The organism is Streptomyces sp. NPDC046716, assembly GCF_040645755.1.
Classification (GTDB): domain Bacteria; phylum Actinomycetota; class Actinomycetes; order Streptomycetales; family Streptomycetaceae; genus Streptomyces.
The window spans coordinates 1-22,607 of sequence record NZ_JBEYYU010000067.1; the positions used below are offsets into that span (position 1 = coordinate 1).

Genomic DNA, 22,607 nt, shown 5'->3' on the forward strand with positions numbered 1-22,607 from the left:
GACCAGCATCTTCGCCATGAGGGACGGCTGGCTGCTGGAGGCTCAGGGGCGCGGGGAACTGCGCGACCGGCCACGACGAGAGCCGCACCCGAACGACACCCCGGACGACTCCGGCCCGAGCGGAGCGATGGCGCGCCGGAGAATTGCCGGTTAACCCGATATGCCCGTAATAAGTCGTACCGTCACCCCATGCCCACGCCCTACGGAAACCGCGGCGGCATGGCGTTCGGCGCAGAAGAGCTGCGTGTGCTCCGACGCGCCCTCGCCCTCGCCCTCCACCCCAGCCCCGCCTCGGACACGGACGTCCGGGAATGCCTCCGCCTCGCGGAGTCGGTCGACGAGGCCACCCGCGAGAGCGCCCGCATGCGGGCGTTCCTGCTCGCCGACCTCGACCGCTACCGGGCCGCCCTGCCCGGCACGGTCACCGGCTATCTGAGCCTGCTCCAGGACGCCCTGGCGGCGGGCCACCAGCCCGGCGCCGACGACCTCGCGGCGCTGCGCGCCCTGCGCGGCAACGCCACGGCGGCGGCCCTGCTCGACCGGTGCCGCGCGCTGGCCGAACAGGGAGTGCGCGCCCGCCTCGAGGCACGGCACCGCCCCCGCGTCCCGGCCTCCCGTGCCCGGCTCCTGGCCCTGCCCGGCGGCCTCTCCGCCGCCGACCGGCCCGCCGGACCCGGCCCCGCGAACCCGGAGCGGCCCGTGCCGACCCCGGCCGAGGTCTTCCCGCCCAAGCGCCGTCCCGCCCAGCCCCCGGCCCCGCCGCAGCGGCTGGTCGCGGGCTAGCTACTCTGGGAGGCATGGAATACGTTTCCGCGCTCGTGCCCCCGGTAGTGATGGCCGCGTTCTTCATCGGCCTGATCGTGACGATCGTGAAGTCGCAGGGCGGCGACAAGAAGGCCAAGGAGGACGCGGCCGTCGACGCCGCCCTCGCGCGCGCCGAGGCCGCCCGGCAGCCCGAGGCCGGCTGACCGCGGGCTCCGGCCCTGGACAGGGGCGCCCAGGTGGGCGCCCCTTTTGGCATTGATTGACGCTGATCGAGATCTCTCGCCACGTCCGCCGGTGAATTGCCGACTTCTCCCACTATTGTGCTGTTCGTGCCGCGCCCCTTGGGAGAACTCGAAGACACAGTCATGACACGGGTGTGGAACTGGAACCGCCCGGTGACGGTGAGAGAAGTGCTGGAGGACCTCCAGCAGGAACGGTCCATCGCCTACACGACGGTCATGACCGTTTTGGACAATCTCCATCAGAAGGGCTGGGTCCGCCGGGAAGCGGAGGGCCGGGCTTATCGATATGAGGCGGTCTCCACCCGGGCCGCCTACTCGGCCGCGCTGATGAACGACGCTTGGGCGCAGAGCGACAACCCCGCCGCCGCCCTCGTCGCCTTCTTCGGCATGATGTCGCCGCGCCAGCGCGAAGCGCTCAGGGACGCCATGCGCATCGTGCAGCCCGAAGCCGGGCCGGAAGCCGAGCCGCAAGCCGTACCCGAAGCCACGGTCGAAGTCGTACCGACCGAAGTCGCGCCACCCGGAGAAGCGGCTCGGGAGCGCGGGCGATAGCGTCCGGACATGCCAGCAGAGCGCCCCGAAGTCGTCCCGGTCCCCGAATCCTCCGCCCCGAAAGCCGTCACCGTACGCCGGGCCCGCACCGCGGATGTACCGGAGGTCCGCCGACTCCTCGACGCCTACAGCCGTCAGGGGATCCTGCTCGACAAAGCCACGGTGACGCTTTACGAGGACATCCAGGAGTTCTGGGTCGCCGAACGCGACGACAACGCCGAGGTCGTCGGCTGCGGAGCCCTGCACATCATGTGGGAAGACCTGGCCGAGGTCCGCACTCTCGCGGTGAATCCACTGGTCAAGGGATCGGGCGTGGGCCATCAGGTGCTGGAGAAGCTGCTGCAGACCGCGCGCTGGATCGGTGTTCGCAGGGTTTTCTGCCTCACCTTCGAAGTCGAGTTCTTCGCCAACCACGGCTTCGTGGAGATCGGTGAGACACCCGTCGATACGGTTGACACCGATGTCTACAGCGAGCTGCTGCGTTCCTATGACGAGGGCGTCGCGGAGTTCCTCGGTCTCGAACGAGTGAAACCGAACACCTTGGGTAACAGCCGGATGCTTCTGCATCTGTGATCGCCGCGGACCGATATTCCGGCAAGCGGCAACGGACCGGGTCCTATGTCCGAAACGCGCATGTTTTCGGTCGCGCTGGGCAGCTTCAACTCCCGGATCTCTCCCGGATCTCAGCCAGGGGTTTGTGTTTTTCCGGCAAAAGCGGTTTGCTTTCCGACGTACTGCAGTACTGCATATAACAAGGGGACGGCGAATCAGCGGCCGCGGTCGCAGGGTCGGCCCTTCAGATATCGATGAAAGGAAATCCGGTGGCACAGAAGGTTCAGGTCCTTCTTGTCGATGACCTCGACGGCGGCGAGGCGGACGAGACCGTGACGTTCGCGCTCGACGGCAAGACGTACGAGATCGACCTCACCACCGCGAACGCGGACAAGCTCCGTGGTCTCCTCGACCCGTACGTCAAGGGTGGCCGTCGCACCGGTGGCCGCGCCGCCGGTGGCCGGGGCAAGGCGCGCGCCGCGTCCGGTGGCAACCAGGACACCGCGCAGATCCGCGCGTGGGCGAAGGACAACGGCTACGAGGTCAACGACCGCGGCCGCGTCCCCGCCTCCATCCGTGAGGCCTACGAGAAGGCCAACGGCTGACGGGTCGGTACGTGCAGTGCGCGGCGCAGCCGGGCCCGCTGACAGTGGGTCGCAGCTGTGTCCACGAGTCGTACGAGATCGGGGGCGCCCCCACCGCCCCCAGCGACCGACCAGGTCGAGACGGCCGACAGGCTCGTCAGGGCCGGCAGCACCGGCTCCACCTGGCGTCCGGGCTCCGGGGGCCGCACCCACGCCGCGGCCTCCTGCGAGCCGGTTCGGCCCGGCGGCGTCGGCGCGTCGATGAATCCGCCCGACCCGACGGCGACGAGGTCCAGGGGCAGATCCCCCCACTCCAGCCAGTCGAGCAGCCCCGGCACCTCGTCCGCGCTGCCGGCGGCCACCAGGAGCTGCATCGTTTCCCCGTTCAACGCCACCGGTGACCGGGGATCGCACCTGTGCAGCATCCGGAACCCGGCGTCGGCCGGAATCTCCAGTACGTCGAAGCGCAGGCCCGTGCGCAGCCGCACCCCGTCGGGGCCGGACGCCGTGGCCCAGCCCAGCTCGTCCTCGTACCACTGCTGGACCGTGGACACGGCGTCGAGCGGCCGGCGCGGGGCGGGGAAGGGGGCGACCATGCCAGGAGCAACCGCCGGGAGCACCCGCAAGTTACGCAGGGTCGTTGGTTGAATGCACTCCGTGTCCGAAATGGGGGCGTAAAGGGGTGTTCGGCGGGGCAAGGATGTTCGCCCGTAGCGGAGGGAACCGGCGTGCGCCGCATGGAGTGTCAGTCCCTGCGGGTAAGACATCCCTAGTGGGAGGGTCGACACGCTCGGCCGCGAGAGCCCGCGTTCGCCATCGGCGTAGTGGCGGTGTGGCTATCCGCTTGGCCTGCGGGAACATCGTCTCGCACCATCGGGTTGGAGAGGATGTCGGCGTTCGGGGCAGGAGATCCCCCGGTAAGAAGGCCGGGTGTCGGCAGTTGGAATGAGCGGTCCCCGCTTGCGGGACTAAGCTGCGGAAGGACAGGGAGGGGACCGACCCCTTACTGCCTGACCGCTCTGAGGAGCGATTAACGATGTTCGAGAGGTTCACCGACCGCGCGCGGCGGGTTGTCGTCCTGGCTCAGGAAGAAGCCCGGATGCTCAACCACAACTACATCGGCACCGAGCACATCCTCCTGGGCTTGATCCACGAGGGCGAGGGTGTCGCCGCTAAGGCCCTGGAGAGCCTCGGGATTTCGCTCGAGGCGGTCCGCCAGCAGGTGGAGGAGATCATCGGTCAGGGCCAGCAGGCCCCGTCCGGGCACATCCCCTTCACCCCCCGTGCCAAGAAGGTCCTGGAGCTGTCGCTCCGCGAGGCCCTTCAGCTGGGCCACAACTACATCGGCACGGAGCACATCCTGCTCGGCCTGATCCGTGAGGGCGAGGGCGTCGCCGCCCAGGTCCTGGTCAAGCTGGGCGCAGACCTCAACCGGGTGCGGCAGCAGGTCATCCAGCTGCTCTCCGGCTACCAGGGCAAGGAGACCGCCACCGCCGGCGGGCCTGCCGAGGGCACGCCCTCGACGTCCCTGGTCCTCGACCAGTTCGGCCGCAACCTGACGCAGGCCGCTCGTGAGTCCAAGCTCGACCCGGTCATCGGGCGCGAGAAGGAGATCGAGCGCGTGATGCAGGTCCTGTCGCGCCGTACCAAGAACAACCCGGTCCTGATCGGTGAGCCCGGCGTCGGCAAGACCGCCGTCGTCGAGGGCCTCGCCCAGGCCATCGTCAAGGGCGAGGTGCCCGAGACGCTCAAGGACAAGCACCTCTACACGCTTGACCTGGGCGCGCTGGTCGCCGGTTCCCGCTACCGCGGTGACTTCGAGGAGCGCCTGAAGAAGGTCCTCAAGGAGATCCGCACCCGCGGCGACATCATCCTGTTCATCGACGAGCTGCACACGCTCGTGGGTGCGGGTGCCGCCGAGGGCGCCATCGACGCGGCTTCGATCCTGAAGCCGATGCTGGCCCGCGGTGAGCTCCAGACCATCGGTGCCACCACGCTCGACGAGTACCGCAAGCACCTGGAGAAGGACGCGGCCCTCGAGCGCCGCTTCCAGCCGATCCAGGTCGCCGAGCCGTCGCTGCCGCACACGATCGAGATCCTCAAGGGTCTCCGTGACCGGTACGAGGCCCACCACCGCGTCTCGATCACGGACGAGGCCCTCGTCCAGGCCGCGACGCTGGCCGACCGGTACATCTCGGACCGCTTCCTGCCGGACAAGGCGATCGACCTGATCGACGAGGCCGGTTCCCGGATGCGCATCCGCCGGATGACCGCGCCGCCGGACCTCCGCGAGTTCGACGAGAAGATCGCGGGCGTGCGCCGCGACAAGGAGTCGGCCATCGACTCCCAGGACTTCGAGAAGGCGGCGTCTCTCCGCGACAAGGAGAAGCAGCTGCTGGCGGCGAAGGCCAAGCGCGAGAAGGAGTGGAAGGCCGGCGACATGGACGTCGTCGCCGAGGTCGACGGCGAGCTGATCGCCGAGGTCCTCGCGACCGCGACCGGCATTCCCGTCTTCAAGCTCACCGAGGAGGAGTCCTCGCGTCTGCTGCGCATGGAGGACGAGCTCCACAAGCGGGTCATCGGCCAGAAGGACGCCGTCAAGGCGCTCTCGAAGGCGATCCGTCGTACGCGTGCGGGTCTGAAGGACCCGAAGCGCCCGGGTGGTTCGTTCATCTTCGCCGGTCCGTCCGGTGTCGGTAAGACGGAGCTCTCGAAGGCCCTGGCCGAGTTCCTCTTCGGTGACGAGGACGCGCTGATCTCCCTCGACATGTCGGAGTTCAGCGAGAAGCACACGGTCTCGCGTCTCTTCGGTTCGCCCCCCGGCTACGTGGGCTACGAAGAGGGCGGCCAGCTCACCGAGAAGGTGCGCCGCAAGCCGTTCTCCGTCGTCCTCTTCGACGAGGTGGAGAAGGCCCACCCGGACATCTTCAACTCGCTGCTGCAGATCCTGGAGGACGGTCGCCTGACCGACTCCCAGGGCCGCGTCGTGGACTTCAAGAACACGGTCATCATCATGACGACCAACCTTGGAACCCGTGACATCTCGAAGGGCTTCAACCTGGGCTTCGCGGCCACGGGTGACACGAAGACCAACTACGAGCGCATGAAGAACAAGGTGTCGGACGAGCTCAAGCAGCACTTCCGTCCCGAGTTCCTCAACCGTGTGGACGACGTCGTCGTCTTCCCGCAGCTGACGCAGGACGACATCCTCCAGATCGTCGACCTGATGGTCGGCAAGGTGGACGAGCGCCTCAAGGACCGGGACATGGGCATCGAGCTCTCCCAGTCCGCGAAGGAGCTGCTGTCGAAGAAGGGTTACGACCCGGTTCTCGGCGCGCGGCCGCTGCGTCGCACGATCCAGCGCGAGGTCGAGGACACGCTCTCGGAGAAGATCCTCTTCGGCGAGCTGCGCCCCGGCCACATCGTGGTCGTGGACACGGAGGGCGAGGGCGAGAACAAGACCTTCACCTTCCGCGGCGAGGAGAAGTCGGCCCTGCCCGACGTCCCGCCGATCGAGGACGCGGCCGCGGGTGGCGGTCCGAACTTGAGCAAGGAGGCGTAGCCCCTCCGGGGTGAGCCAGTGAGAAGGGGGCCGGTGCTGAGAAGCACCGGCCCCCTTCTCGTGTGTCCGGGGGTGGGTCAGCGCGGGAAGACCCGTACCTCTGCGCCGGGGAAGGCCGGCGTGTACCGGCGCGGGGTGAGCTGCGCGCCCGCGGCGGCCAGCAGGTGCAGCTCCCGCACCTGAGGCAGGCGCCCGGACAGTACGCGGATGTCCTCGTCGCCGTGCACATCGCTCAGGACGACGGTCGTGACCCTGGGCAGTTCGGGCAGCGTCCGCAGCGACGCCTGATGGTCGCGGAAGAAGACACTGTTCAGGTAGAGGCTGGTCAGAGCCGGAAGCGCGGCGACCCTCTCCCAGTCCTCCGGTGTGGGCGCCGTGGTGACCGGCCCCAGGCTGAGCCGGGTCAGCGTGGGCCAGTGGTGCAGGCCGCGCAGCCCCGTTCCGTCCGTCGAGTGCCGTCCCAGGAAGAGGAACTCCAGGGGCGCGTCCGGCGACAGGCTGTCGGCGAGCGACGTGCCCGGCAGCGGGAAGTCGAGCACGGACAGTCCGGTGAGGGTGTCCAGGCGCTCCAGCCCTTCGAGGTCGCGGCAGCGCGCCAGCCCGAGCCGGTCAAGTCGCAGCCCGGCCAGCCGGCCGAGACCCACCGCTTGCGGGCACTCCTCGACCCACAGGCTCTTCAGCGACGGGAACGCCGTGAGGACGCCCAGGTCGTGCAGGTACGGGTTGCTGCGGACGGAGAGGTAGGTCACGGCCGCAGGGGCGGGAATCGCGGAGATCAGGGTGTCCGGCCGGTGTGCTCCCCGCAGCGCCAGCTCGGCGCAGGGCGGCAGCGTGCGCAGGGCGGCGATCTCCCCGGGTGTCTCGGCCCGGAGCACCAGCTCCTCGGTGTCCACATGGGCCAGCACCTCGTCGGCGAACTCCTGGGCGTCGAACCGGGACCAGGTGCCGACGAGCTGCCGCCGCACATCGAGCGAGCTGTGTCCACGGAACCGCCGCAGCACCCCCAGCGCCCCCACCGGCTCCCGTGAGCCCAGGATCGAAGCAGCGATAGTCACCCCGTGGGCCTCCTCGTCGCTCAGCCCCTCCGGGCCGGGCAGCAGCTCCAGTACCAAGGGGCCCGCCTCGGCCAACTGCTTCGCGGCGTCGGTCGTGCGCGGCGGGATCAGGGCGGCGGCCGCCCGTTCCACCTCCGCCCGCACCTCGGGGGCGAGCGTCGTCGCGTGTTCGAGGCAGGCGAGGGCGAGGAGGGTCAGGCGTGGGGTGCCGGTGGAGAGCAACTCGTGGAGCAGCGCGGGGCGTTCGCCGGGGCGGGCGTGGGCCACCGCCATCCGGATCGCGTCCTCGCCCTGCGTGTCGTCGGCGAGGCGCTGGACGAACGGCAGCGCGTGGCCCTCCTCGACGGCGTGCCGGGCGCCCAGGTAGTCCTGGAACGTACGGTGCACGAAGTCGACGACCCCGTCGGCCGGTTGGCGCAGCAGACCGCTGCGCAGCAGCAGGGCGGAGAGGACCGCCGGCGCGTCGCCGAGGGGTGACGCGGACGCGACCGACGGCAGGCGGCGCTCCAGGGCCGCCTCGGCGGCGGCCCGGCTCATCTCCGTGCGGCCGCTGAGGATCAGCGCGTAGGCGAGGTGCTGGAGGAGTTCGAGCTGGGCCTCCTCGCCCAGGTCGACGCCGGTCATGCCGCGTTCCCGGTCGCGCCGGGTGAGCAGCATCGACAGGGCCGCGTCGTACAACTCCTTGCGGCCGGTGGGCAGATAGCCGCGCCGCTCGCGGTGCAGCGCGCAGATCAGGCCGCACATGAGCGGGTTGGTGGCGAGCCGGGCCAGGTCGCGTTTGGTGCGCAGCGCGTCCAGGAGCGCGCCCTCGTACGCGCCCGCGTCGGCGGCTGTGTGCCAGCGGTGCACGAAGGTGGCGACGTCGGTGCCGCGCATCGGCGGCAGCAGCACCTCGCGGAAGCCGGCGTCGGCGAGCCAGTCGGCGCGGACCGCGGTGGGGCGTGAGGTGAGCAGCCAGCGGTTGCCGTCGTACGCGTCGATCAGCGAGGTCAGCCAGGAGCGGACGCGGTGCCGGTCGGCGGCCGGGATCTCGTCGAGCCCGTCCACCAGGACCAGCGCGCGGCCGGTGGCGAGGACCCGCTCGGCCCAGCCGTCGGGCGCGGTCAGCGGGCAGCCGACCGAGGAGAGGAAGGCGGCGGGGGCGGGCAGTGCCGCGGCGCGGACGAGGGTGCGCAGCGGGAGGACGAAGGGGACGTGGTCGGTCGCGGTGACCGCCAGCCACTGGAGCAGCGTCGTCTTGCCGGAGCCCGCCTCGCCGCGCAGCAGCACCCGGTCGTGATCGTCGTCGAACGCGTCCTCGGCGCGGATCCGCGTCGAGGACTCCTCCTGGTGACCGATGTAGGGCGCCTCCCGGTACGGGATCCCGGTCGTCGCCTCCAGACTCAGATAGGCCACCTCCAGCGGCCAGCGCTCGGGCGCGTCCCGCAGATCGATGCCGTAGATGGTGAGGTGCCGGTGGTGGTCGGCCACGTAGGAGAGGTAGCGCCGCTCGAAGGCGGTGTCCGGGGCGTCGGCGGGCGGGGTGCGGCGGATCAGCTCGTCCGTCCTGGCGAGGAGCTCGCGCTGGCCGCGGCTCTGCTCGACGAGGGTGCGCGCGACGAACGTCGACCGCTGGGTGAAGAACTGCAGGATGTGCTCGCACGCCCACCCGGTGACCGTGTCGAGGAAGTGGTCCGCGTCGGCCGACAGGCCGGGGTCGGGGGCGGCGCGGCGCAGGGCCCGGGCCAGCGCGGAGTGGCCCAGGTGCACGGCCTGTACGTCGTCCATGGCGAGGTCGCCGAGTGCGTGCAGGGTGTCGGCCAGCGCGTGCGCGACCGCCTCGGTCTCGGCGGCGGGGAACGGCGGTTCGCCCGGGCCGTCGAGCGCCGCCGTCACCGTCCGGCGGGCGAGGCGGAGCAGGTCGTCGCCGGTGAGGGCGCGCTTCTCGCCGCGGAACGAGACCAGCCCCGAGAGGCGGACGGGCCGGTCGGTGAGGCCGGCTCCCGGGCCCTCCTGGACGATCAGCTTCCGGAGCGCGGGGACGAGCGCGCTCGATGCCAGCCGGGTGCCGAGCACAGCGGGATCCATGGCTCGGGAGCGTAGCCCCGATCACACTCGCGCGAGGTTCGATCTTGCCCTTCGGTGACATGACGCACAGGGTCACAAGGGCGTACTAGGGACGGTAGGAGATCGGCGGGGGTGTGGGGTGGTTGTTACACCGTCGACGGGTTCGGGTGAATTGTCCGTTTCATTGGAACGGCGGGGTGGAGGTGGCCGTGGGGCCTGGGGGTGCGCTCGTGAAGAGGCCTTAAACATGAGATCGGGGGATAAGTCGGACGAATTTCGGGCGAAGATCGACCACTGTCAAGGGATCAACGTTTTGTGGCAGTTGTACGAGTGTGGGTAGTAGATGAGGCTTTTGGGCGGGGTCGGGGGAGCGGGTTACACAGGGATGGCCGACCCGGTGGCACCAAGCGGTGCGCCGGGTCTCCCCACGTCCCCGAAGCAAGGTCTCCCTCCATGTCGAAGCGCACCCAGTCCCTCCGTTCCGGTACGTCGAAGCTCCGCAGCCGTGCCGCCGTCGTGGCCGCAGGCCTCGGAATGACGGCGGCGCTGGGCGCCGGGGCCGCGGTCGCCGCCGACGGGCAGGCCGCCGCCCTGCCGAGCGGGGCCGCCGCCTCCGTCAAGGCCCAGGCCGCCGCGCAGGCCAAGGCCGCCACCTCCGTGAAGCAGGCCGCCGCCAAGAAGGCCGCCTCCTGGGTCGACCCGGTCGCCCACTACACCCTCTCCGCGGGCTACGCGCAGGGCGGCAGCATGTGGGCCACCGGCCACCACTCCGGCCAGGACTTCGCCGTCCCGACCGGTACCTCGGTCGTGGCCGCGCACGGCGGCACCGTCGTCAAGACCGGCGGCAACGGCGCCGGTGACGGCCCCGCGTACGGCAACGCCATCGTGATCAAGCACGGCAACGGCACGTACTCCCAGTACGCGCACCTGTCCCGGGTCGACGTGCACGTCGGTCAGTCGGTCTCGACGGGCCAGCACATCGCGCTGTCCGGCAGCACCGGCAACTCCAGCGGCCCGCACCTGCACTTCGAGATCCGCACGACGCCGAACTACGGCTCCGCGGTCAACCCCGTCGCCTTCCTCAAGGCGCAGGGCGTGACCGTCTGACGCGACGGGCCCTCAGCCCTTGTGGGCCTGGGTGACCAGGTCCGTGGCGACCTCGAGGATGGCGAGACGCTTCTCCTCGGGGTCGCCTTCGACGTCCTTGAGGACGAACATCCCGGCGTGCATGGAGAACAGCGCGCTGAAGCAGCGCACCCGGTCGGTCAGCGAGACCTCCTCGGGGAGCAGCTGGGCGAGCAGGTCGTGCATCCGGTCCTTGAAGTTCTCGCCGATGCTCAGCTCGCGCACCTGCGCCTGGTTCTCCTGCATGAAGCGGAAGAGCGGCGCCGCCTTGTGCAGCTCCCGGCCGTAGCGGGTGAGGATCTCCCGCTTGGTCTCCAGGGGGACGGGGTGCGGCTGCTCCTTGGCCCAGGCGATCAGCTCGTCGATCGGCGTCACCAGATCGCTGAAGAGGCTGACGAGAATGTCTTCCTTGGTCTTGAAGTGGTAGTACAGCGCCGCCTTCGTGACGCCCAGACGCTCGGCGATCTCTCTCAGCGACGTCTTCTCGTAGCCCTGCTCGGCGATCAGTTCGAGGGTCACGTCCTGGATGCGCTGGCGGGTGTCCCCGCGGCGCTGCTGCGGCTTGCTGCTGCCCGTGACCATCTGTGCCCCTTGCTCGCCCGCTCTTGGCTCTCGGCTCTTGGGAGAAAACTTACTTGACGACCGGCTAGTTGTCGTCCTACCTTCCCCATTGTAGGGAACTAGCCGGTCGGCAAGTAAGTGGGAGCGTGGGGGACATGGCACAGACAGCGAAAGCGGCGGGCAGCGGGGAGCAGGTGAAACAGCCGCAGCCGCGCAGTGTGCGCGTCGTGCTGATGGCGCTGATGATCGCCATGCTGCTCGCCATGCTCGACAACATGATCGTGGGCACCGCGATGCCGACGATCGTCGGTGACCTCGGCGGCATCGAGCATCTGTCGTGGGTCGTCACGGCGTACACGCTCGCCACCGCCGCCTCCACGCCCATCTGGGGCAAGGTCGGGGACATGTACGGCAGGAAGGGCGCCTTCCTGACCTCCATCGTCATCTTCCTGATCGGCTCCGCGCTCAGCGGCATGGCCCAGGGCATGACCGAGCTGATCGCCTTCCGGGCGGTCCAGGGTCTCGGCGCCGGCGGTCTGATGGTCGGCGTGATGGCCATCATCGGCGACCTCATACCGCCCCGGGAGCGGGGCAAGTACCAGGGCATGATGGCCGGCGTCATGGCGCTCGCCATGATCGGCGGGCCGCTCGTCGGCGGCACCATCACCGACCACCTCGGCTGGCGCTGGACCTTCTACATCAACCTGCCGATCGGCGCCGTCGCGCTGGTCATGATCACCGCCGTGCTGCATCTGCCGAAGAAGCGGTCGGGCGGCTCCATCGACTATCTCGGCGCCGCGCTGCTGACCGTCGGCATCACCTCGATCGTGCTGGTGACGACCTGGGGCGGCAGCGAGTACGCGTGGGGCTCCGCCGTGATCATGGAGCTCATCGGGCTCGGGGTCGCCGCGCTCGTCGGGTTCGTGTTCTCGCAGACCAGGGCCGCCGAACCGATCCTGCCGCTGCACATCTTCCGCAGCCTCAACTTCACCCTGATGTCGGTGATCGGCTTCATCACCGGTTTCGTGATGTTCGGCGCGGTGCTCTTCCTGCCGCTCTACCAGCAGTCCGTGCAGGGCGCGTCCGCGACCAACTCCGGGCTGCTGCTCCTGCCGATGCTGCTGTCGATGATGGTCGTCTCGCTCGTCGCGGGGCGGGTCACCACCAACACCGGCAAGTACAAGGTGTTCCCGGTCGTCGGCAGCGTGCTGATGATCGGCGGGCTGTTCCTGCTCGCGCAGATGGACACCGACACCTCGCGGTTCATGTCCGGCGTCTACATGGCGGTGCTCGGTGCCGGTATGGGCTGCCTGATGCAGATCACCATGCTCGTCGCGCAGAACAGCGTCGAGATGAAGGACATGGGCGTCGCGTCCTCGTCCACGACCCTGTTCCGGACGCTGGGTTCGTCGTTCGGTGTCGCCATCATGGGCGCGCTGTTCAACAGCAAGGTGCAGGACGTCATGGCCGAGCGGGCCGGGTCGCTGGGCGGCAAGGTGACCGAGCAGTCGGCGCAGCTGGACGCCGCCAGTCTCGCCAAGCTGCCGGCGCCGGTGCGGGAGGCCTACGAGTTCGCGGTGTCGTCCGGGACGCATGTGGCGTTCCTGCTCGGGTCCGTGGTGGCTGTCGTGGCGCTGATCGCGGCCGTGTTCGTCAAGGAGGTCGCGCTGCGCGGGGCCGGTCCTGCCGACAAGGAGCAGGGCGCCGCCGTCGCGGGGGACGCCGTGGTGGAGGCGGTTTGAGTTCCGACGGGGGCGGGGCTGTTTGAGCCCCGCCCCCGTCGGACCGCTTCCCCTTCAGAGCGCTTCCGCTTCAGACCGCTTCCGCGACCCGGCGTCCATGGCCGGGGGTCTCCGCCCACACCGATGCCGCCAGCAGCGCGGCCGGGAGCGCCAACGTCGCCGCCACCGGCAGACGCGGCGCCAGAGGAAGCAGGCACAAGGTCGCCGTCGCCGTGGCCAGACGGATCAGGACCACTGATTCCCGTACGCCGGTGAAGGCCGCCCGCACCGAGGCCGTCGCCGTGAGGAACAGGGCCGTGCCGCCCAGGACGCACGCCGCCAGCGGGGCGTTCAGATGCCCGGCGGTGGTCGCCACCGCCGCGCCGACCGCGCCGCCGGTGACCGCGAGGCCCAACTGCACGGGCAGATGCCCGAAGACGAAGCCGTGCATCTGCCGTCCTCCCGCGGCGAGTTGCTCGTGGGCGCCGGGACGGGTGCCCGACGCGCTGAAGTACGACCACCAGAGGCCGGCCGTGAGCGCGAACGCCGCCGCCCCGCGGAGTGTGGCCGCGGGCGCCGTGTGGGCCGCGACCAGGCCGTTGGTGTAGCCGAGCACCGACTCGCCCAGGACGATGATGGTGAACAGGCCGAACCGTTCCCGCAGATGCTCCGCGTGGCTCGGGCTGTCGGCCAGGCGCCGCCCGGCGAGCAGCGGCAGCAGCAGTTCGCCCGCCATGGCGACGCCCCACATGACGTACCGGGCCGTCCCGTCGAGCGCGAGCGTGGCCGTCAGCCAGACCGTCGCGGTGACGGCCGAGCCGGTCGTGTACGTCATCACGATGCGGCGCAGCCGGGGTTCGTGGCGCAGGTCCCAGGCGTACAGCGCGGCGACGCCGGCGCGTGCGCACAGGTAGGAGACGACGAATCCGGTGTCGGCGCCGTCGGCGTGGCCGACCGCGCCGAGGTGGACGGCCATGCCGCTCACCGCGGCGAGACCGGCCGTGGTGATCAGGCGCTGGGCGGTACGGTCGCGGTCCGCGCGGTTGGCGTGGACCGCGTAGAGCACCCAGGTCCACCACAGCGGTACGAACAGGGCCGCCGCCGCGGCGATCGACGCCGCGTCCGGATGTCCGGCGATCCGGTGGGTGGCCTGGCCGACCGCGGCGACGAAGACCAGATCCCCGAAGAGCTCGAACCAGGTGACTCGGCGCGGCAACTCGCCGGTGGCGGGCGGCAGTTCGGATATGGCAGGCGGCTGCTCGGCCGGATGCGGTGCTGTCATGGCCGCGAGATTAGCCCGGAAGAGCCGGGCTCAGCGGCCCGTCGGCAGGTTCGCCCCACCGGTGCAGTCGAGCACCACACCCGTGATGAAGCCGTTCGTGGCAAGGGAGTTGATGGCCTGCGCCACCTCCTCGGGCCGGCCGACGCGGTTCACCGGGGTCGTCGCCGCGAGTCCCGCGAACAGCTCCTTGCGCTGCTCCTCGGGGACCCGGCTCCACCAGGGGGTGTCGATGACGCCGGGGGAGACGGCGTTGACGCGGCGCGGGGCGAGCTCGACGGCGAGCGGCGGGATCATCGCCTCCAGCGCGCCGTTGATCGCGGCCAGGCCCGAGGTGCCGGGGAAGGCGGCGCGGGCCGAGGCGGCGGTGATCAGGGTGACCGACGCGCGCTCCGTCAGGTGCGGCAGCGCCGCCTTCAGGATGCGCAGGTGCGGCCAGAACTTGGCGTCGAAGCCGTGCGCCAGGTCGTCGAGGTCGAGCTCGGCGAAGGGGCCGCTGCCCGCCGCCCCGCTGACCGCGACGACCAGGTGGTCGATCGGTGCGGTCAGCGAGAGCGGGGTGAAGAAGGCGTCGATGTCGCCCTGGTCGGTGGCGTCCATGCGGTGCGTCGTCGTCTTGCCGCCGATGCGGGCGGCCGCCTCGTCGAGCTTGGCCCGGTCGCGGCCGGTGATGGTCACCGCGGCGCCGTCGGCGGCGAACAGGGCGGCCGTGGCCTCGCCGATGCCGGAGCTGCCGCCCATGACGACGACGTGCGGGGTGGGAGTGGTGGAGGGTGCTGAAGAAGCCATGGTGACCCTGTCCTCGTTTTCCCTGGGACTCAATCCTTGACGAGACCGGCGGTCTCGATAAAGTGAGTATTGTCGAGACTGATAGTCTCGTCAAGCTGTTTCGGGAGCCTGCCGAAGCTGAGCCGAGAGGAGCGAACGGATGACCGGGGAACAGCGGGCCCACACCGGACGACGGCGCAACGAGGAAGCACGCCGTGCCGTCCTCGACGCCGCTCTGCGGCTGCTCGCGGACGCGGACGGCGCCGCGGTGAGCGTGGACGCCATCGCGAAGGAGGCCGGGGTCGGCAAGCAGACGCTGTACCGGTGGTGGCCCTCGAAGGGCGCGGTACTGCTCGACGCGCTCACGGACCGCGCCGAACAGGCCGCGCCGGTGCCCGACTCGGGCACGCTGCGAGCGGACCTCCGGGCCGTGGTCGCCGCGACGTTCGAGGGGGCGCAGCGCGCACCGGTCGCCCCGGCCCTGCGCAGTCTCGTACGGGAGGCCGCGCACGACCCCAGGCTGGCCGAGCTGATGAGGGAGTTCACCGGCGCGCGGCGGACCGCGCTGCGCGAGGTGCTGGAGCGGGGACAGCGGCGCGGCGAGCTGCCGGCCGACCGCGACCTCGATCTGATGGTGGATCAGGTCTACGGGGTCTTCTGGTACCGGTTCCTGCTCGGGCACGCCCCCCTGGGCGAGGCGGAGGCGGTACGGCTCGCCGACTCCCTCATCGCGCAGGGGAGCTGACCCGCCTCACGAACTGTCGGGCAGGCGGAACATCGGGAAGCTGCCGGTGCTGGTCGGGGCGTGTTCGGGCAGCCAGAGAACCGCCACCGCGCCCTCGGCCGGGGTACCGGGATCGGCGCCCGGCGGGCGTACGTTGCGGAACGTGAGACGGGCACCCAGGACCTGGGCCTGGCCCGCCGCGATGGTCAGCCCGAGTCCGTGCCCGTGCCCGGCACGGTCGGCCGCGCCGGTGCGGAACCGGCTCGGCCCCTCCTCCAGCAGGTCCTCGGGGAACCCGGGCCCGTGGTCGCGGACCCGGATCACCCGGCCCTCCACGCTGACCTCTATCGGCGGCCGCGCGTGCTTGGCGGCGTTCGCCAGCAGGTTGAACAGGATGCGCTCGAGACGGCGTGGATCCGTCGTCACCTCGGACTCGTGTATGACGCTGACCGTGATGCCGTCGAAGGCACGGGCCGCGACCCGGCGGCTCACGAACTCGCCCAGCATGATGTCCTGCAGCTCGGCCCGCTCCGCCGAACTGTCCAGCCGGGCCACCTCCAGCACGTCCTCGACGAGCGTGCGCATCGCCTGCGCCCGGTCCTTGACCAGCTCGCTCGGCCGCCCGGGCGGCAGCAGCTCGGCGGCGGTGAGCAGCCCGGTGACCGGGGTGCGCAGCTCGTGCGCGATGTCCGCGGTGACCCGGCGCTCGGCCTCCAGACGCTGCTTGAGCGCGTCGGCCATGGCGTCCACGGCCTGCGCGAGGTCATCGGTCTCGTCCCGCACGACCCCGCCGATGGCATCCCGTACGCGGACGTGCGTCTGCCCCTGGGCGACGTCCCGGGCCGCGCTGGCCGCCTTGCGCAGCCGCCGCGAGAGCTGGCCGCCGATCAGGACGCCGAGCGCGCTGCCGCCGAAGACGACCGCGATGGAGCCGATGATCAGCGCCTGGTCGAGGTCCTTCATCACGGTCGCGCTGCGATCGGTGAAACGGGTGTGCACCGAGAGGATGTCGCCGTTGGCGAGCGGCACCGCGGCCCAGATGTCCGGCACCCCGTCGGACGGCTCGGACACATAGGTGGCGCGGCGGCCGTCGAGCACCTTGGCGCGCAGCTCGGCGGGGAGCGCCGGATCGCCGACCCTGAAGCCGACCGGCAGATTGCCGCCGCGCGCCTGGTACTGGCGCTGCACGAACTGGATCCGCTCGTCCTGCACGTCCCGGGCGTTGTCCAGCATCGAGACCCGTGCCGCGTTGTGCACGACCAGGCTGAGCGCGATCGCCACCAGCGCACCGACCAGCGCGATCGCCACGCTGATCTTCCAGCGCACGCCACTGCGCAGGCTGCGCCGCAGCCGCCGCGGCAGAAGATGCCGCAACCGCGCCGTCCCGGGCCTGCCCGCCGGCCCCCTCATATCTGCTGTCCCATCCCGTTCCACCAGGTCGTGCCCGGCCCGTGCCGTCGAGTCGGCTCAAGCCTTCAGTTTGTAGCCGAAGCCGCGGACCGTCTCGATCCGGTCCTGGCCGATCTTGGTGCGCAGTCGCTGCACATGGACGTCGACGACGCGGGTGTCACCGCCCCAGCCGTAGTCCCACACGCGCTCGAGCAGCTTGTCGCGGGAGAGGACCGTGCCGGGCGCCGAGGAGAACTCCAGGAGCAGCCGCATCTCGGTCGGTGTCAACGCCACCGGAGTACCGCCCCTCGTCACCTCCATGCCCTCCGTGTCGATTTCCAGATCGCCGAAGTGCAGCACGGCACCGGACTCGGCGTCCGCCGCCTCCGCACCGCCGGAGCCGCCCGCCGCCGGACCGCCCGCGTGCCCGAAGCGGCGCAGCACGGCCCGGATCCGGGCCACGAGCACCGCCCCGTCGAACGGCTTCGTCACGTAGTCGTCGGCCCCCGCCTCCAGCCCCAGGACGACGTCGATGGAGTCCGCGCGCGCGGAGAGCATGATCACCGGAACGGTCGACTCGTCCCGGATCCGGCGGCACAGCGAGACCCCGTCGAGCCCCGGCACCATGACGTCGAGCAGCGCGATGTCGGGCCGGTCCGCGCGGAACGCCTCCAGGCCCGCGAGCCCGTCCGGCATCGCGGTGACCACGAAACCGTCCCGCTCCAGGGCGAGCTGGGTGGCCTCGCGGATGACGTCGTCGTCCTCGACGAACAGGACGTGGGTCTGCTCGCCCCTGCGCTCAGCCATCTGGTGCTGTCCCTTCCGTTCCCGTACCGGTCAAGGCCGTCCGCCGGCCCGTCAGCCGTCCTGCGCGGGCGCCGGCGACTCCCCGTCCACCGCGTGGCTGTAGTCGTTGTGCGTGCGCTCCACCTCGGTGAAGCGGCCGCCGCTCCAGCGGTACGTGAGTATCTCCTCGCCCGACGGTGAGGCCACGGAGTCGCCCTTCTCGTACACCTGCTTGGTGACCACGAGATCACCTCGGTCGATCTCCGCGTACACCGGGGGTTCCTCGGCCTGGAAGACATTCTTGTACGAGCCGTCGTCGTCGCGATACACGTACGTGCCGATGCCGACGGCATCGCCGCAGGTCATCACGTTGACCACGATGTCGTTGGCCGTACCGCCGGTCAGGTTGCCGTAGCTCACGTCGACCGGGTACTCCTTGGCCACGCACGGCTTGAGGTCGCGCTTGATGTCGGCGCTGACCTTCGGATCGCTCTTCACCAGCCGCACCGCGTTCACCGACGCGGGGGTCGGCGACGGGGACGGGGAAGCGGCGGCGGAGTCCGGCTCGGGACTCACCGTGCCGGCCGGCGCGGTCGACCCCGCCGGCTCGGTGCGGGCGGGCCCCTCGTCGCGGGCGCCGGTGCCACCCGCCGAGCAGGCCACGAGCGCCCCGGCGAAAAGCCCGAGGGCGGCGAGCCCGGCCAGTACCGGTCTCCCCGCCTTCACCGCCCGAAGGGCCTGTCGCAAGATCTTCCCCAAGGCTCCACGGAGCCCCACCCCGGACCCGGTTAGGCCGCGCAACGCTCCCGCTCCTCACGCCGGTCGAGCGCGCCCGCCACCAGTTCCTCCCGGTCCCGGTTCTCCAGCTCTTCGCGGAGCCGGGCGAGGGCCCGGTGCAGCGTGCTCTTCACGGTTCCGGCCGACATTCCGAGGGCGGCGGCCGTCTCCTCTGTGGACATCTGCTCCCAGTGTCGCAGCACCACGACACTGCGCTGCTTCGGAGCCAGCACCTTCATGACGTCCATCAGGAGGGCGCGGTCCGCGTGCTGCTCGGTGGAGTCGTCGATCGTCGACTCCGGAAGCTGCTCGGTCGGGACCTCCTCCAGCTTCCGGGCCCGCCACCACTCGGTCCGCGTATTGATCATGACGCGGCGCAGATAGGCGTCGGCAAGACGCTTGTCCGCTATCCCGTCCCACCGCCCGTACGTCCGCACGAGCGCCGTCTGCAGCAGGTCCTGGGCGTCCACGGGGTCCGGCACCAGGCGCCGGGCGCTGCGCAGCAGAGCGTCCTGCCGCGTCCGGACGTACTCCTCGAACTCGAGCACCTCACCGCCGTGCGCCATGATGAACCGCCTCCCGTTTCCCGCTTGCTCCCCGTGGTCCGCACTGGTCGCGTGCGGTGATGAGAAGAAGCTACGGAGGCGTTGTCACGGCACTGTCCGTTCCAGCCTTCGACGAACGCACGGCTGTCCGTCGGTTCTGTAACGGAGCTGAGAATCGTCTGAGACCCTCCGGCCGGCCGGGCCGCCCTCAGCCCGCCGGAAGCCGGTACAGACCGCCCGCGAGCGGCTCCACCAGACCGTCGCTGACCAGGCCGTCCAGCGCCCGGGCCCGCTGCACCGGCTCGTCCCAGACCCGGTCGAGCGCCGCCTGCGGAACCGGAGCGACCGCGTCCCGCAACACGGCGAGCAGCTTGCCCCGGACCTGACGGTCCGTGCCGGCGTACGTCTGTCCGCGCCGCGGCGGCCCCTCGTGCGCGGGCTTCCCGGCGAGCCGCCACGCGCACAGCGCGGCGATCGGGCAGCGGTGGCACTCCTCGTTCTTCGCCGTGCACACGAGCGCGCCCAGCTCCATCGAGGCGGCGGCCCACCTGGCGGCGGTGTCGTCCTGCTCCGGCAGCAGCGTGCGGGCCAGCTTCCGCTCGGCGGCGGTCGTCGCGTTCGGCGGGTACTGCACGCCCGCGACGGCACGGGCGAAGACCCGCCGCACGTTCGTGTCGAGCACCGCGTGGCGCTGCCCGTACGCGAACGAGGCGACCGCGGCGGCCGTGTACTCCCCGATGCCCGGCAGGGCGAGCAGCTGGGCGTGGCCGGTCGGTACGTCGCCGCCGTGCCGTTCCGTTATGGCGACGGCCGCGCCGTGCAGCCGCAGGGCGCGGCGCGGATAGCCGAGCCGGCCCCAGGCACGGACGGCTTCGCCGGGGGCCTCCTCGGCCAGGTCGGCGGGGCGCGGCCAGCGCGCGAGCCACTGCTCGTAGACCGGCAGGACCCGGCTCACCGGGGTCTGCTGCAGCATGAACTCGCTGACCATCACGCCCCACGGGCCGGCTTCTGGGCGACGCCAGGGCAGGTCGCGGGCGTGCTCGGAGAACCAGTCGATGACGGGTTCGTGAAGATCGGTCCGCTCGGCGGGTGCGTTCTCGGGAGTCTTCGTGGGCGCAGTCATGGCACCGCCGATCCTGCCACGACCGGAGGCGGGCCCGGGGCGGGCGCCGCCCGGGCCGTCACCCGGCGGCCGTGGATTGTTACCGGGCCGCCGGGCCCGGACCCGCGCCGGGGCGAGGACCTGACGATCGGCAGGGGCGGCCGCGGCGGCCGCGCTTGTACCGTCGACCGAGTGAACCCCCGACGCCGTGTCGCCGTCCTCCAGGACCTCGCGCTCTGGGCGGCGCTGTGCCTGCCGGTGTTCGCCGTGGAGCGGCTGCGCCTGAGCGAACCCGGCAGCGGCTGGTGGCAGCTCGCCGGGATCGCGGTGCTCGGCGCCGCGACCGCCCTGCACCGCAGACTGCCCGCGACCGCCTTCCTGCTCTCGGCCCTGCCGGGGCTCGTCGTCGCCTCGTCCCTGTTCACCCTCTCGTACGGGATCGCGCTCGCCGTCTTCGCGTACCTCATGGGCTTGCGCCCGCCCGGCTCCTCGCGCCGCTGGGCCCCGGCCGTCTTCGCGGTGCTCGCCGTCGCCGGGACCGCGAAGATCGCCGTCCGGCAGGTCGACCCGGCCGCGGAGTGGCTGGTGCTCATGGGGACGCTGCTGTTCGGCGCGGTGTTCCCCTGGCTCGTGGGCCGGTACTGGCGTCAGCGCCGCGAGCTGACCGCCGCCGGCTGGGCCAGGGCCGGGCAGCTGGAGCGCGAGCAGCGGATCGTCGCCGACCGGGCCCGGCTGCGCGAACGGGCCCGGATCGCCCAGGACATGCACGACTCCCTGGGCCATGAACTCAGCCTGATCGCCCTGCGCGCGGGCGCCCTCCAGGTCGCCCCCGGCCTCGCCGACGAGCACCGCACGGCCGCCGCCGAACTCCGCTCGGCCGCCTCCGACGCCACCGACCGGCTGCACGGCATCATCGGCCTGCTGCGCGAGGAGGACGACGAGCCCGCTCCGCTCTCCCCGGCCGGCGAGAGCGTGGCGGACCTGATCGGGCGGGCCGCGGACTCTGGCCTCCCGGTCAGGCTCCTGGGGGCCGTCGCCCCCACCGACCGCACCGCCTACCGCGTCGTCCAGGAAGCCCTCACCAACGCCGCCAAGTACGCGCCGGGCGCCCCCGTCACCGTGGAAGCCCGCCCCGACGGCACGGCCACCGTCGTCACCGTCACCAACACCCGACCGCCCCGCACCCCGCCCGCGCGCGGCAACGGCACCGGGCTGCTCGGTCTGCGGGCCCGGATCACCGCGCTCGGCGGCGCGTTCGACGCGGGCCCTCACGAGGGCGGTTTCCGGGTCACGGCCCGCGTGCCCGCGCCCGGCTCCAAGGCCCCCGCCGCCCCCGGCACGGCCGCCCCCGAAGGATTCGCGCAGGCCCGCCGCACCGCGCGCCGCCGCGTGGGACTCGCGTTCGGCGCGGCCGCGGCCGCGGGAACCGTCCTGATCGGCGGGGCGTTCACCTGGTACGCGTACACCAAGACGCACTCCGTGCTCACCCCGCGGGCGTACGCGCAGCTGCGCCTCGGCACGCCCCTGGCCGACGCGCGGTCCCGGCTGCCCGCGCGCGAGATCACCGACCCGCCCGTCGACCGCGCCCCCACCCCGCCGCCCGCCGGCGCGGACTGCCGCTACTACCGGGCGAGCGGTGAACTCTTCGTGCCCGTCGAGCACTTCAGGCTCTGCTTCGCCACGGGCGGCACCCGCCGTGAACTCATCGACAAGACGGCCATCCCCAGGGCGGGCACCGCCGACCAGATACAGGAAGAGGAGCGCGAATGGGCACGGTGAACACCCCCGGCAGGCCCGACGGCGGACCGATCCGGGTGCTGCTCGCCGACGACGAGGCGATGATCCGGGCCGGTGTCGCCGCGATCCTCGCGGCGGGCGGCGGCTTCGAGGTCGTCGCGGAGGCCGCCGACGGCCGCGAGGCGGTCGCCCTCGCCCAGGCGCACCGCCCCGACGTGGCACTGCTCGACATCCGCATGCCGCGCCTGGACGGCCTGGCGGCGGCGCAGGAGATCACGGCGACGGTGCCGGGCACGGCGGTGGCGATGCTGACGACGTTCTCCGAGGACGCGTACGTGGCGCGGGCGCTCGGCGGCGGCGCCACCGGCTTCCTGCTCAAGTCCGGCGACCCGCACGAACTGATGGCGGGGGTACGGGCGGTGGCGGACGGCGCCGCGTTCCTGTCGCCGAGAGTGGCCCGGCACGTCATCGACGGTCTCGGCGGCGGCCGGCTGGCCCGCGAGGCCGCCGCCCGGCAGCGCGTCGACGCGCTGACCCCGCGCGAGCGCGAGGTCCTCGGCCTGGTCGGCGCCGGTCTGTCCAACCCGGAGATCGCCGCGCGTCTGCACCTGGTCGAGGGCACGGTGAAGGCCTATGTCAGCGCCGTCCTGGACCGCCTGGAGGTCAGGAACCGCGTCCAGGCGGCGATCGTGGCGTACGAAGCGGGCCTGCTGACGTGAGATGACGTCACGTCAG

The 22,607-nt window shown here is 71.4% G+C and carries 21 protein-coding genes; 11 read left to right on the forward strand and 10 right to left on the reverse strand.

Features of this window, described 5'->3' with window-relative positions:
• Positions 1–189 precede the first annotated feature (189 nt).
• The 5 genes from ABZ930_RS34570 (at position 190) to ABZ930_RS34590 (ending at position 2,716) form a co-directional block, all read left to right on the forward strand.
• Positions 190–783, forward strand: coding sequence for a hypothetical protein (locus ABZ930_RS34570; RefSeq protein WP_361557047.1), 594 nt, complete (start codon positions 190–192; stop codon positions 781–783).
• A gap of 14 nt (positions 784–797) precedes the next feature.
• Positions 798–968, forward strand: coding sequence for a hypothetical protein (locus ABZ930_RS34575; protein WP_181512516.1), 171 nt, complete (start codon positions 798–800; stop codon positions 966–968).
• 126 nt (positions 969–1,094) lie between these two features.
• On the forward strand, positions 1,095–1,559 hold the full coding sequence (locus tag ABZ930_RS34580) for a BlaI/MecI/CopY family transcriptional regulator (protein ID WP_361557051.1): 465 nt from the start codon (positions 1,095–1,097) through the stop codon (positions 1,557–1,559).
• 9 nt (positions 1,560–1,568) lie between these two features.
• Positions 1,569–2,132 (forward strand): amino-acid N-acetyltransferase, encoded by a 564-nt coding sequence (locus ABZ930_RS34585; RefSeq protein WP_361557054.1) that lies wholly within the window; start codon positions 1,569–1,571, stop codon positions 2,130–2,132.
• Between the two features lie 248 nt (positions 2,133–2,380).
• Complete coding sequence (locus ABZ930_RS34590) at positions 2,381–2,716, forward strand: Lsr2 family protein (protein WP_361557057.1); 336 nt, start codon at positions 2,381–2,383, stop codon at positions 2,714–2,716.
• Here ABZ930_RS34590 and ABZ930_RS34595 read toward each other — a convergent pair.
• Complete coding sequence (locus ABZ930_RS34595) at positions 2,695–3,291, reverse strand: SCO3374 family protein (RefSeq protein ID WP_361557060.1); 597 nt, start codon at positions 3,289–3,291, stop codon at positions 2,695–2,697. The genes ABZ930_RS34590 and ABZ930_RS34595 overlap by 22 nt on opposite strands.
• Positions 3,292–3,731: 440 nt before the next feature.
• Between ABZ930_RS34595 and ABZ930_RS34600 the strand changes: the two genes are divergently transcribed.
• Positions 3,732–6,257, forward strand: a complete 2,526-nt coding sequence (locus ABZ930_RS34600) for an ATP-dependent Clp protease ATP-binding subunit (RefSeq protein ID WP_351461119.1) — start codon at positions 3,732–3,734, stop codon at positions 6,255–6,257.
• 77 nt (positions 6,258–6,334) lie between these two features.
• On the opposite strand, the gene ABZ930_RS34605 is transcribed toward ABZ930_RS34600, so the two are convergent.
• The gene (locus ABZ930_RS34605) at positions 6,335–9,379 is read right to left on the reverse strand and encodes an NACHT domain-containing protein (RefSeq protein WP_361557062.1); all 3,045 of its coding nucleotides are present in this window, start codon (positions 9,377–9,379) and stop codon (positions 6,335–6,337) included.
• 432 nt (positions 9,380–9,811) lie between these two features.
• On the opposite strand from ABZ930_RS34605, the gene ABZ930_RS34610 reads away from it, so the two are divergent.
• Entirely contained in the window at positions 9,812–10,465 is a 654-nt protein-coding gene (locus ABZ930_RS34610; protein ID WP_361557064.1) for a M23 family metallopeptidase, read from the forward strand.
• Positions 10,466–10,477: 12 nt separating this feature from the next.
• On the opposite strand, the gene ABZ930_RS34615 is transcribed toward ABZ930_RS34610, so the two are convergent.
• The gene (locus ABZ930_RS34615; RefSeq protein ID WP_361557067.1) at positions 10,478–11,065 is read right to left on the reverse strand and encodes a TetR/AcrR family transcriptional regulator; all 588 of its coding nucleotides are present in this window, start codon (positions 11,063–11,065) and stop codon (positions 10,478–10,480) included.
• Positions 11,066–11,199: 134 nt separating this feature from the next.
• On the opposite strand from ABZ930_RS34615, the gene ABZ930_RS34620 reads away from it, so the two are divergent.
• A complete protein-coding gene (locus ABZ930_RS34620; RefSeq protein WP_361557070.1) occupies positions 11,200–12,786 on the forward strand; it encodes an MDR family MFS transporter in 1,587 nt (528 codons plus the stop codon).
• A 70-nt stretch (positions 12,787–12,856) separates the two neighbouring features.
• On the opposite strand, the gene ABZ930_RS34625 is transcribed toward ABZ930_RS34620, so the two are convergent.
• Positions 12,857–14,047 carry a low temperature requirement protein A gene (locus tag ABZ930_RS34625; protein WP_361557073.1) on the reverse strand — a complete coding sequence of 397 codons (1,191 nt, stop codon included), beginning with the start codon at positions 14,045–14,047 and terminating at the stop codon, positions 12,857–12,859.
• A 30-nt stretch (positions 14,048–14,077) separates the two neighbouring features.
• Positions 14,078–14,833, reverse strand: a complete 756-nt coding sequence (locus ABZ930_RS34630; protein WP_361557076.1) for an SDR family oxidoreductase — start codon at positions 14,831–14,833, stop codon at positions 14,078–14,080.
• Positions 14,834–14,972: 139 nt separating this feature from the next.
• On the opposite strand from ABZ930_RS34630, the gene ABZ930_RS34635 reads away from it, so the two are divergent.
• The gene (locus ABZ930_RS34635) at positions 14,973–15,557 is read left to right on the forward strand and encodes a TetR/AcrR family transcriptional regulator (RefSeq protein WP_361557079.1); all 585 of its coding nucleotides are present in this window, start codon (positions 14,973–14,975) and stop codon (positions 15,555–15,557) included.
• 6 nt (positions 15,558–15,563) lie between these two features.
• Here the strand turns inward: ABZ930_RS34635 and cseC are convergent, their stop codons facing one another.
• The 5 genes from cseC to ABZ930_RS34660 all read right to left on the reverse strand — a co-directional run bounded on the left by cseC (position 15,564) and on the right by ABZ930_RS34660 (position 20,156).
• Positions 15,564–16,910, reverse strand: a complete 1,347-nt coding sequence (gene cseC, locus ABZ930_RS34640) for a two-component system sensor histidine kinase CseC (protein ID WP_361557082.1) — start codon at positions 16,908–16,910, stop codon at positions 15,564–15,566.
• A gap of 93 nt (positions 16,911–17,003) precedes the next feature.
• Positions 17,004–17,732 carry a two-component system response regulator CseB gene (gene cseB / locus ABZ930_RS34645; RefSeq protein WP_361557085.1) on the reverse strand — a complete coding sequence of 243 codons (729 nt, stop codon included), beginning with the start codon at positions 17,730–17,732 and terminating at the stop codon, positions 17,004–17,006.
• A gap of 51 nt (positions 17,733–17,783) precedes the next feature.
• Complete coding sequence (locus ABZ930_RS34650) at positions 17,784–18,416, reverse strand: hypothetical protein (RefSeq protein ID WP_361557143.1); 633 nt, start codon at positions 18,414–18,416, stop codon at positions 17,784–17,786.
• A gap of 83 nt (positions 18,417–18,499) precedes the next feature.
• The gene (locus ABZ930_RS34655) at positions 18,500–19,054 is read right to left on the reverse strand and encodes a SigE family RNA polymerase sigma factor (protein ID WP_111662715.1); all 555 of its coding nucleotides are present in this window, start codon (positions 19,052–19,054) and stop codon (positions 18,500–18,502) included.
• A 187-nt stretch (positions 19,055–19,241) separates the two neighbouring features.
• Positions 19,242–20,156: an A/G-specific adenine glycosylase gene (locus ABZ930_RS34660; RefSeq protein ID WP_361557088.1), complete on the reverse strand. Its 915-nt coding sequence runs from the start codon at positions 20,154–20,156 to the stop codon at positions 19,242–19,244.
• Positions 20,157–20,327: 171 nt separating this feature from the next.
• Between ABZ930_RS34660 and ABZ930_RS34665 the strand changes: the two genes are divergently transcribed.
• Positions 20,328–21,914 (forward strand): histidine kinase, encoded by a 1,587-nt coding sequence (locus ABZ930_RS34665; RefSeq protein WP_361557091.1) that lies wholly within the window; start codon positions 20,328–20,330, stop codon positions 21,912–21,914.
• On the forward strand, positions 21,902–22,591 hold the full coding sequence (locus tag ABZ930_RS34670; RefSeq protein WP_361557094.1) for a response regulator transcription factor: 690 nt from the start codon (positions 21,902–21,904) through the stop codon (positions 22,589–22,591). The genes ABZ930_RS34665 and ABZ930_RS34670 overlap by 13 nt, the downstream gene beginning before the upstream one ends.
• Positions 22,592–22,607: the final 16 nt, after the last annotated feature.

Excerpts from the sequence above, each read along its gene's own strand:
- ABZ930_RS34620 (WP_361557070.1), top strand. The coding sequence starts at position 11,200 with ATGGCACAGACAGCGAAAGCGGCGGGCAGCGGGGAGCAGGTGAAACAG.
- ABZ930_RS34670 (WP_361557094.1), top strand. The coding sequence starts at position 21,902 with ATGGGCACGGTGAACACCCCCGGCAGGCCCGACGGCGGACCGATCCGG.
- cseB (WP_361557085.1), bottom strand. The coding sequence starts at position 17,732 with ATGGCTGAGCGCAGGGGCGAGCAGACCCACGTCCTGTTCGTCGAGGAC.
- ABZ930_RS34575 (WP_181512516.1), top strand. The coding sequence starts at position 798 with ATGGAATACGTTTCCGCGCTCGTGCCCCCGGTAGTGATGGCCGCGTTC.
- ABZ930_RS34605 (WP_361557062.1), bottom strand. The coding sequence starts at position 9,379 with ATGGATCCCGCTGTGCTCGGCACCCGGCTGGCATCGAGCGCGCTCGTC.
- ABZ930_RS34595 (WP_361557060.1), bottom strand. The coding sequence starts at position 3,291 with ATGGTCGCCCCCTTCCCCGCCCCGCGCCGGCCGCTCGACGCCGTGTCC.
- ABZ930_RS34600 (WP_351461119.1), top strand. The coding sequence starts at position 3,732 with ATGTTCGAGAGGTTCACCGACCGCGCGCGGCGGGTTGTCGTCCTGGCT.
- ABZ930_RS34585 (WP_361557054.1), top strand. The coding sequence starts at position 1,569 with ATGCCAGCAGAGCGCCCCGAAGTCGTCCCGGTCCCCGAATCCTCCGCC.
- ABZ930_RS34625 (WP_361557073.1), bottom strand. The coding sequence starts at position 14,047 with ATGACAGCACCGCATCCGGCCGAGCAGCCGCCTGCCATATCCGAACTG.
- ABZ930_RS34660 (WP_361557088.1), bottom strand. The coding sequence starts at position 20,156 with ATGACTGCGCCCACGAAGACTCCCGAGAACGCACCCGCCGAGCGGACC.
- ABZ930_RS34615 (WP_361557067.1), bottom strand. The coding sequence starts at position 11,065 with ATGGTCACGGGCAGCAGCAAGCCGCAGCAGCGCCGCGGGGACACCCGC.
- ABZ930_RS34610 (WP_361557064.1), top strand. The coding sequence starts at position 9,812 with ATGTCGAAGCGCACCCAGTCCCTCCGTTCCGGTACGTCGAAGCTCCGC.
- ABZ930_RS34630 (WP_361557076.1), bottom strand. The coding sequence starts at position 14,833 with ATGGCTTCTTCAGCACCCTCCACCACTCCCACCCCGCACGTCGTCGTC.
- ABZ930_RS34655 (WP_111662715.1), bottom strand. The coding sequence starts at position 19,054 with ATGGCGCACGGCGGTGAGGTGCTCGAGTTCGAGGAGTACGTCCGGACG.
- ABZ930_RS34635 (WP_361557079.1), top strand. The coding sequence starts at position 14,973 with ATGACCGGGGAACAGCGGGCCCACACCGGACGACGGCGCAACGAGGAA.
- ABZ930_RS34570 (WP_361557047.1), top strand. The coding sequence starts at position 190 with ATGCCCACGCCCTACGGAAACCGCGGCGGCATGGCGTTCGGCGCAGAA.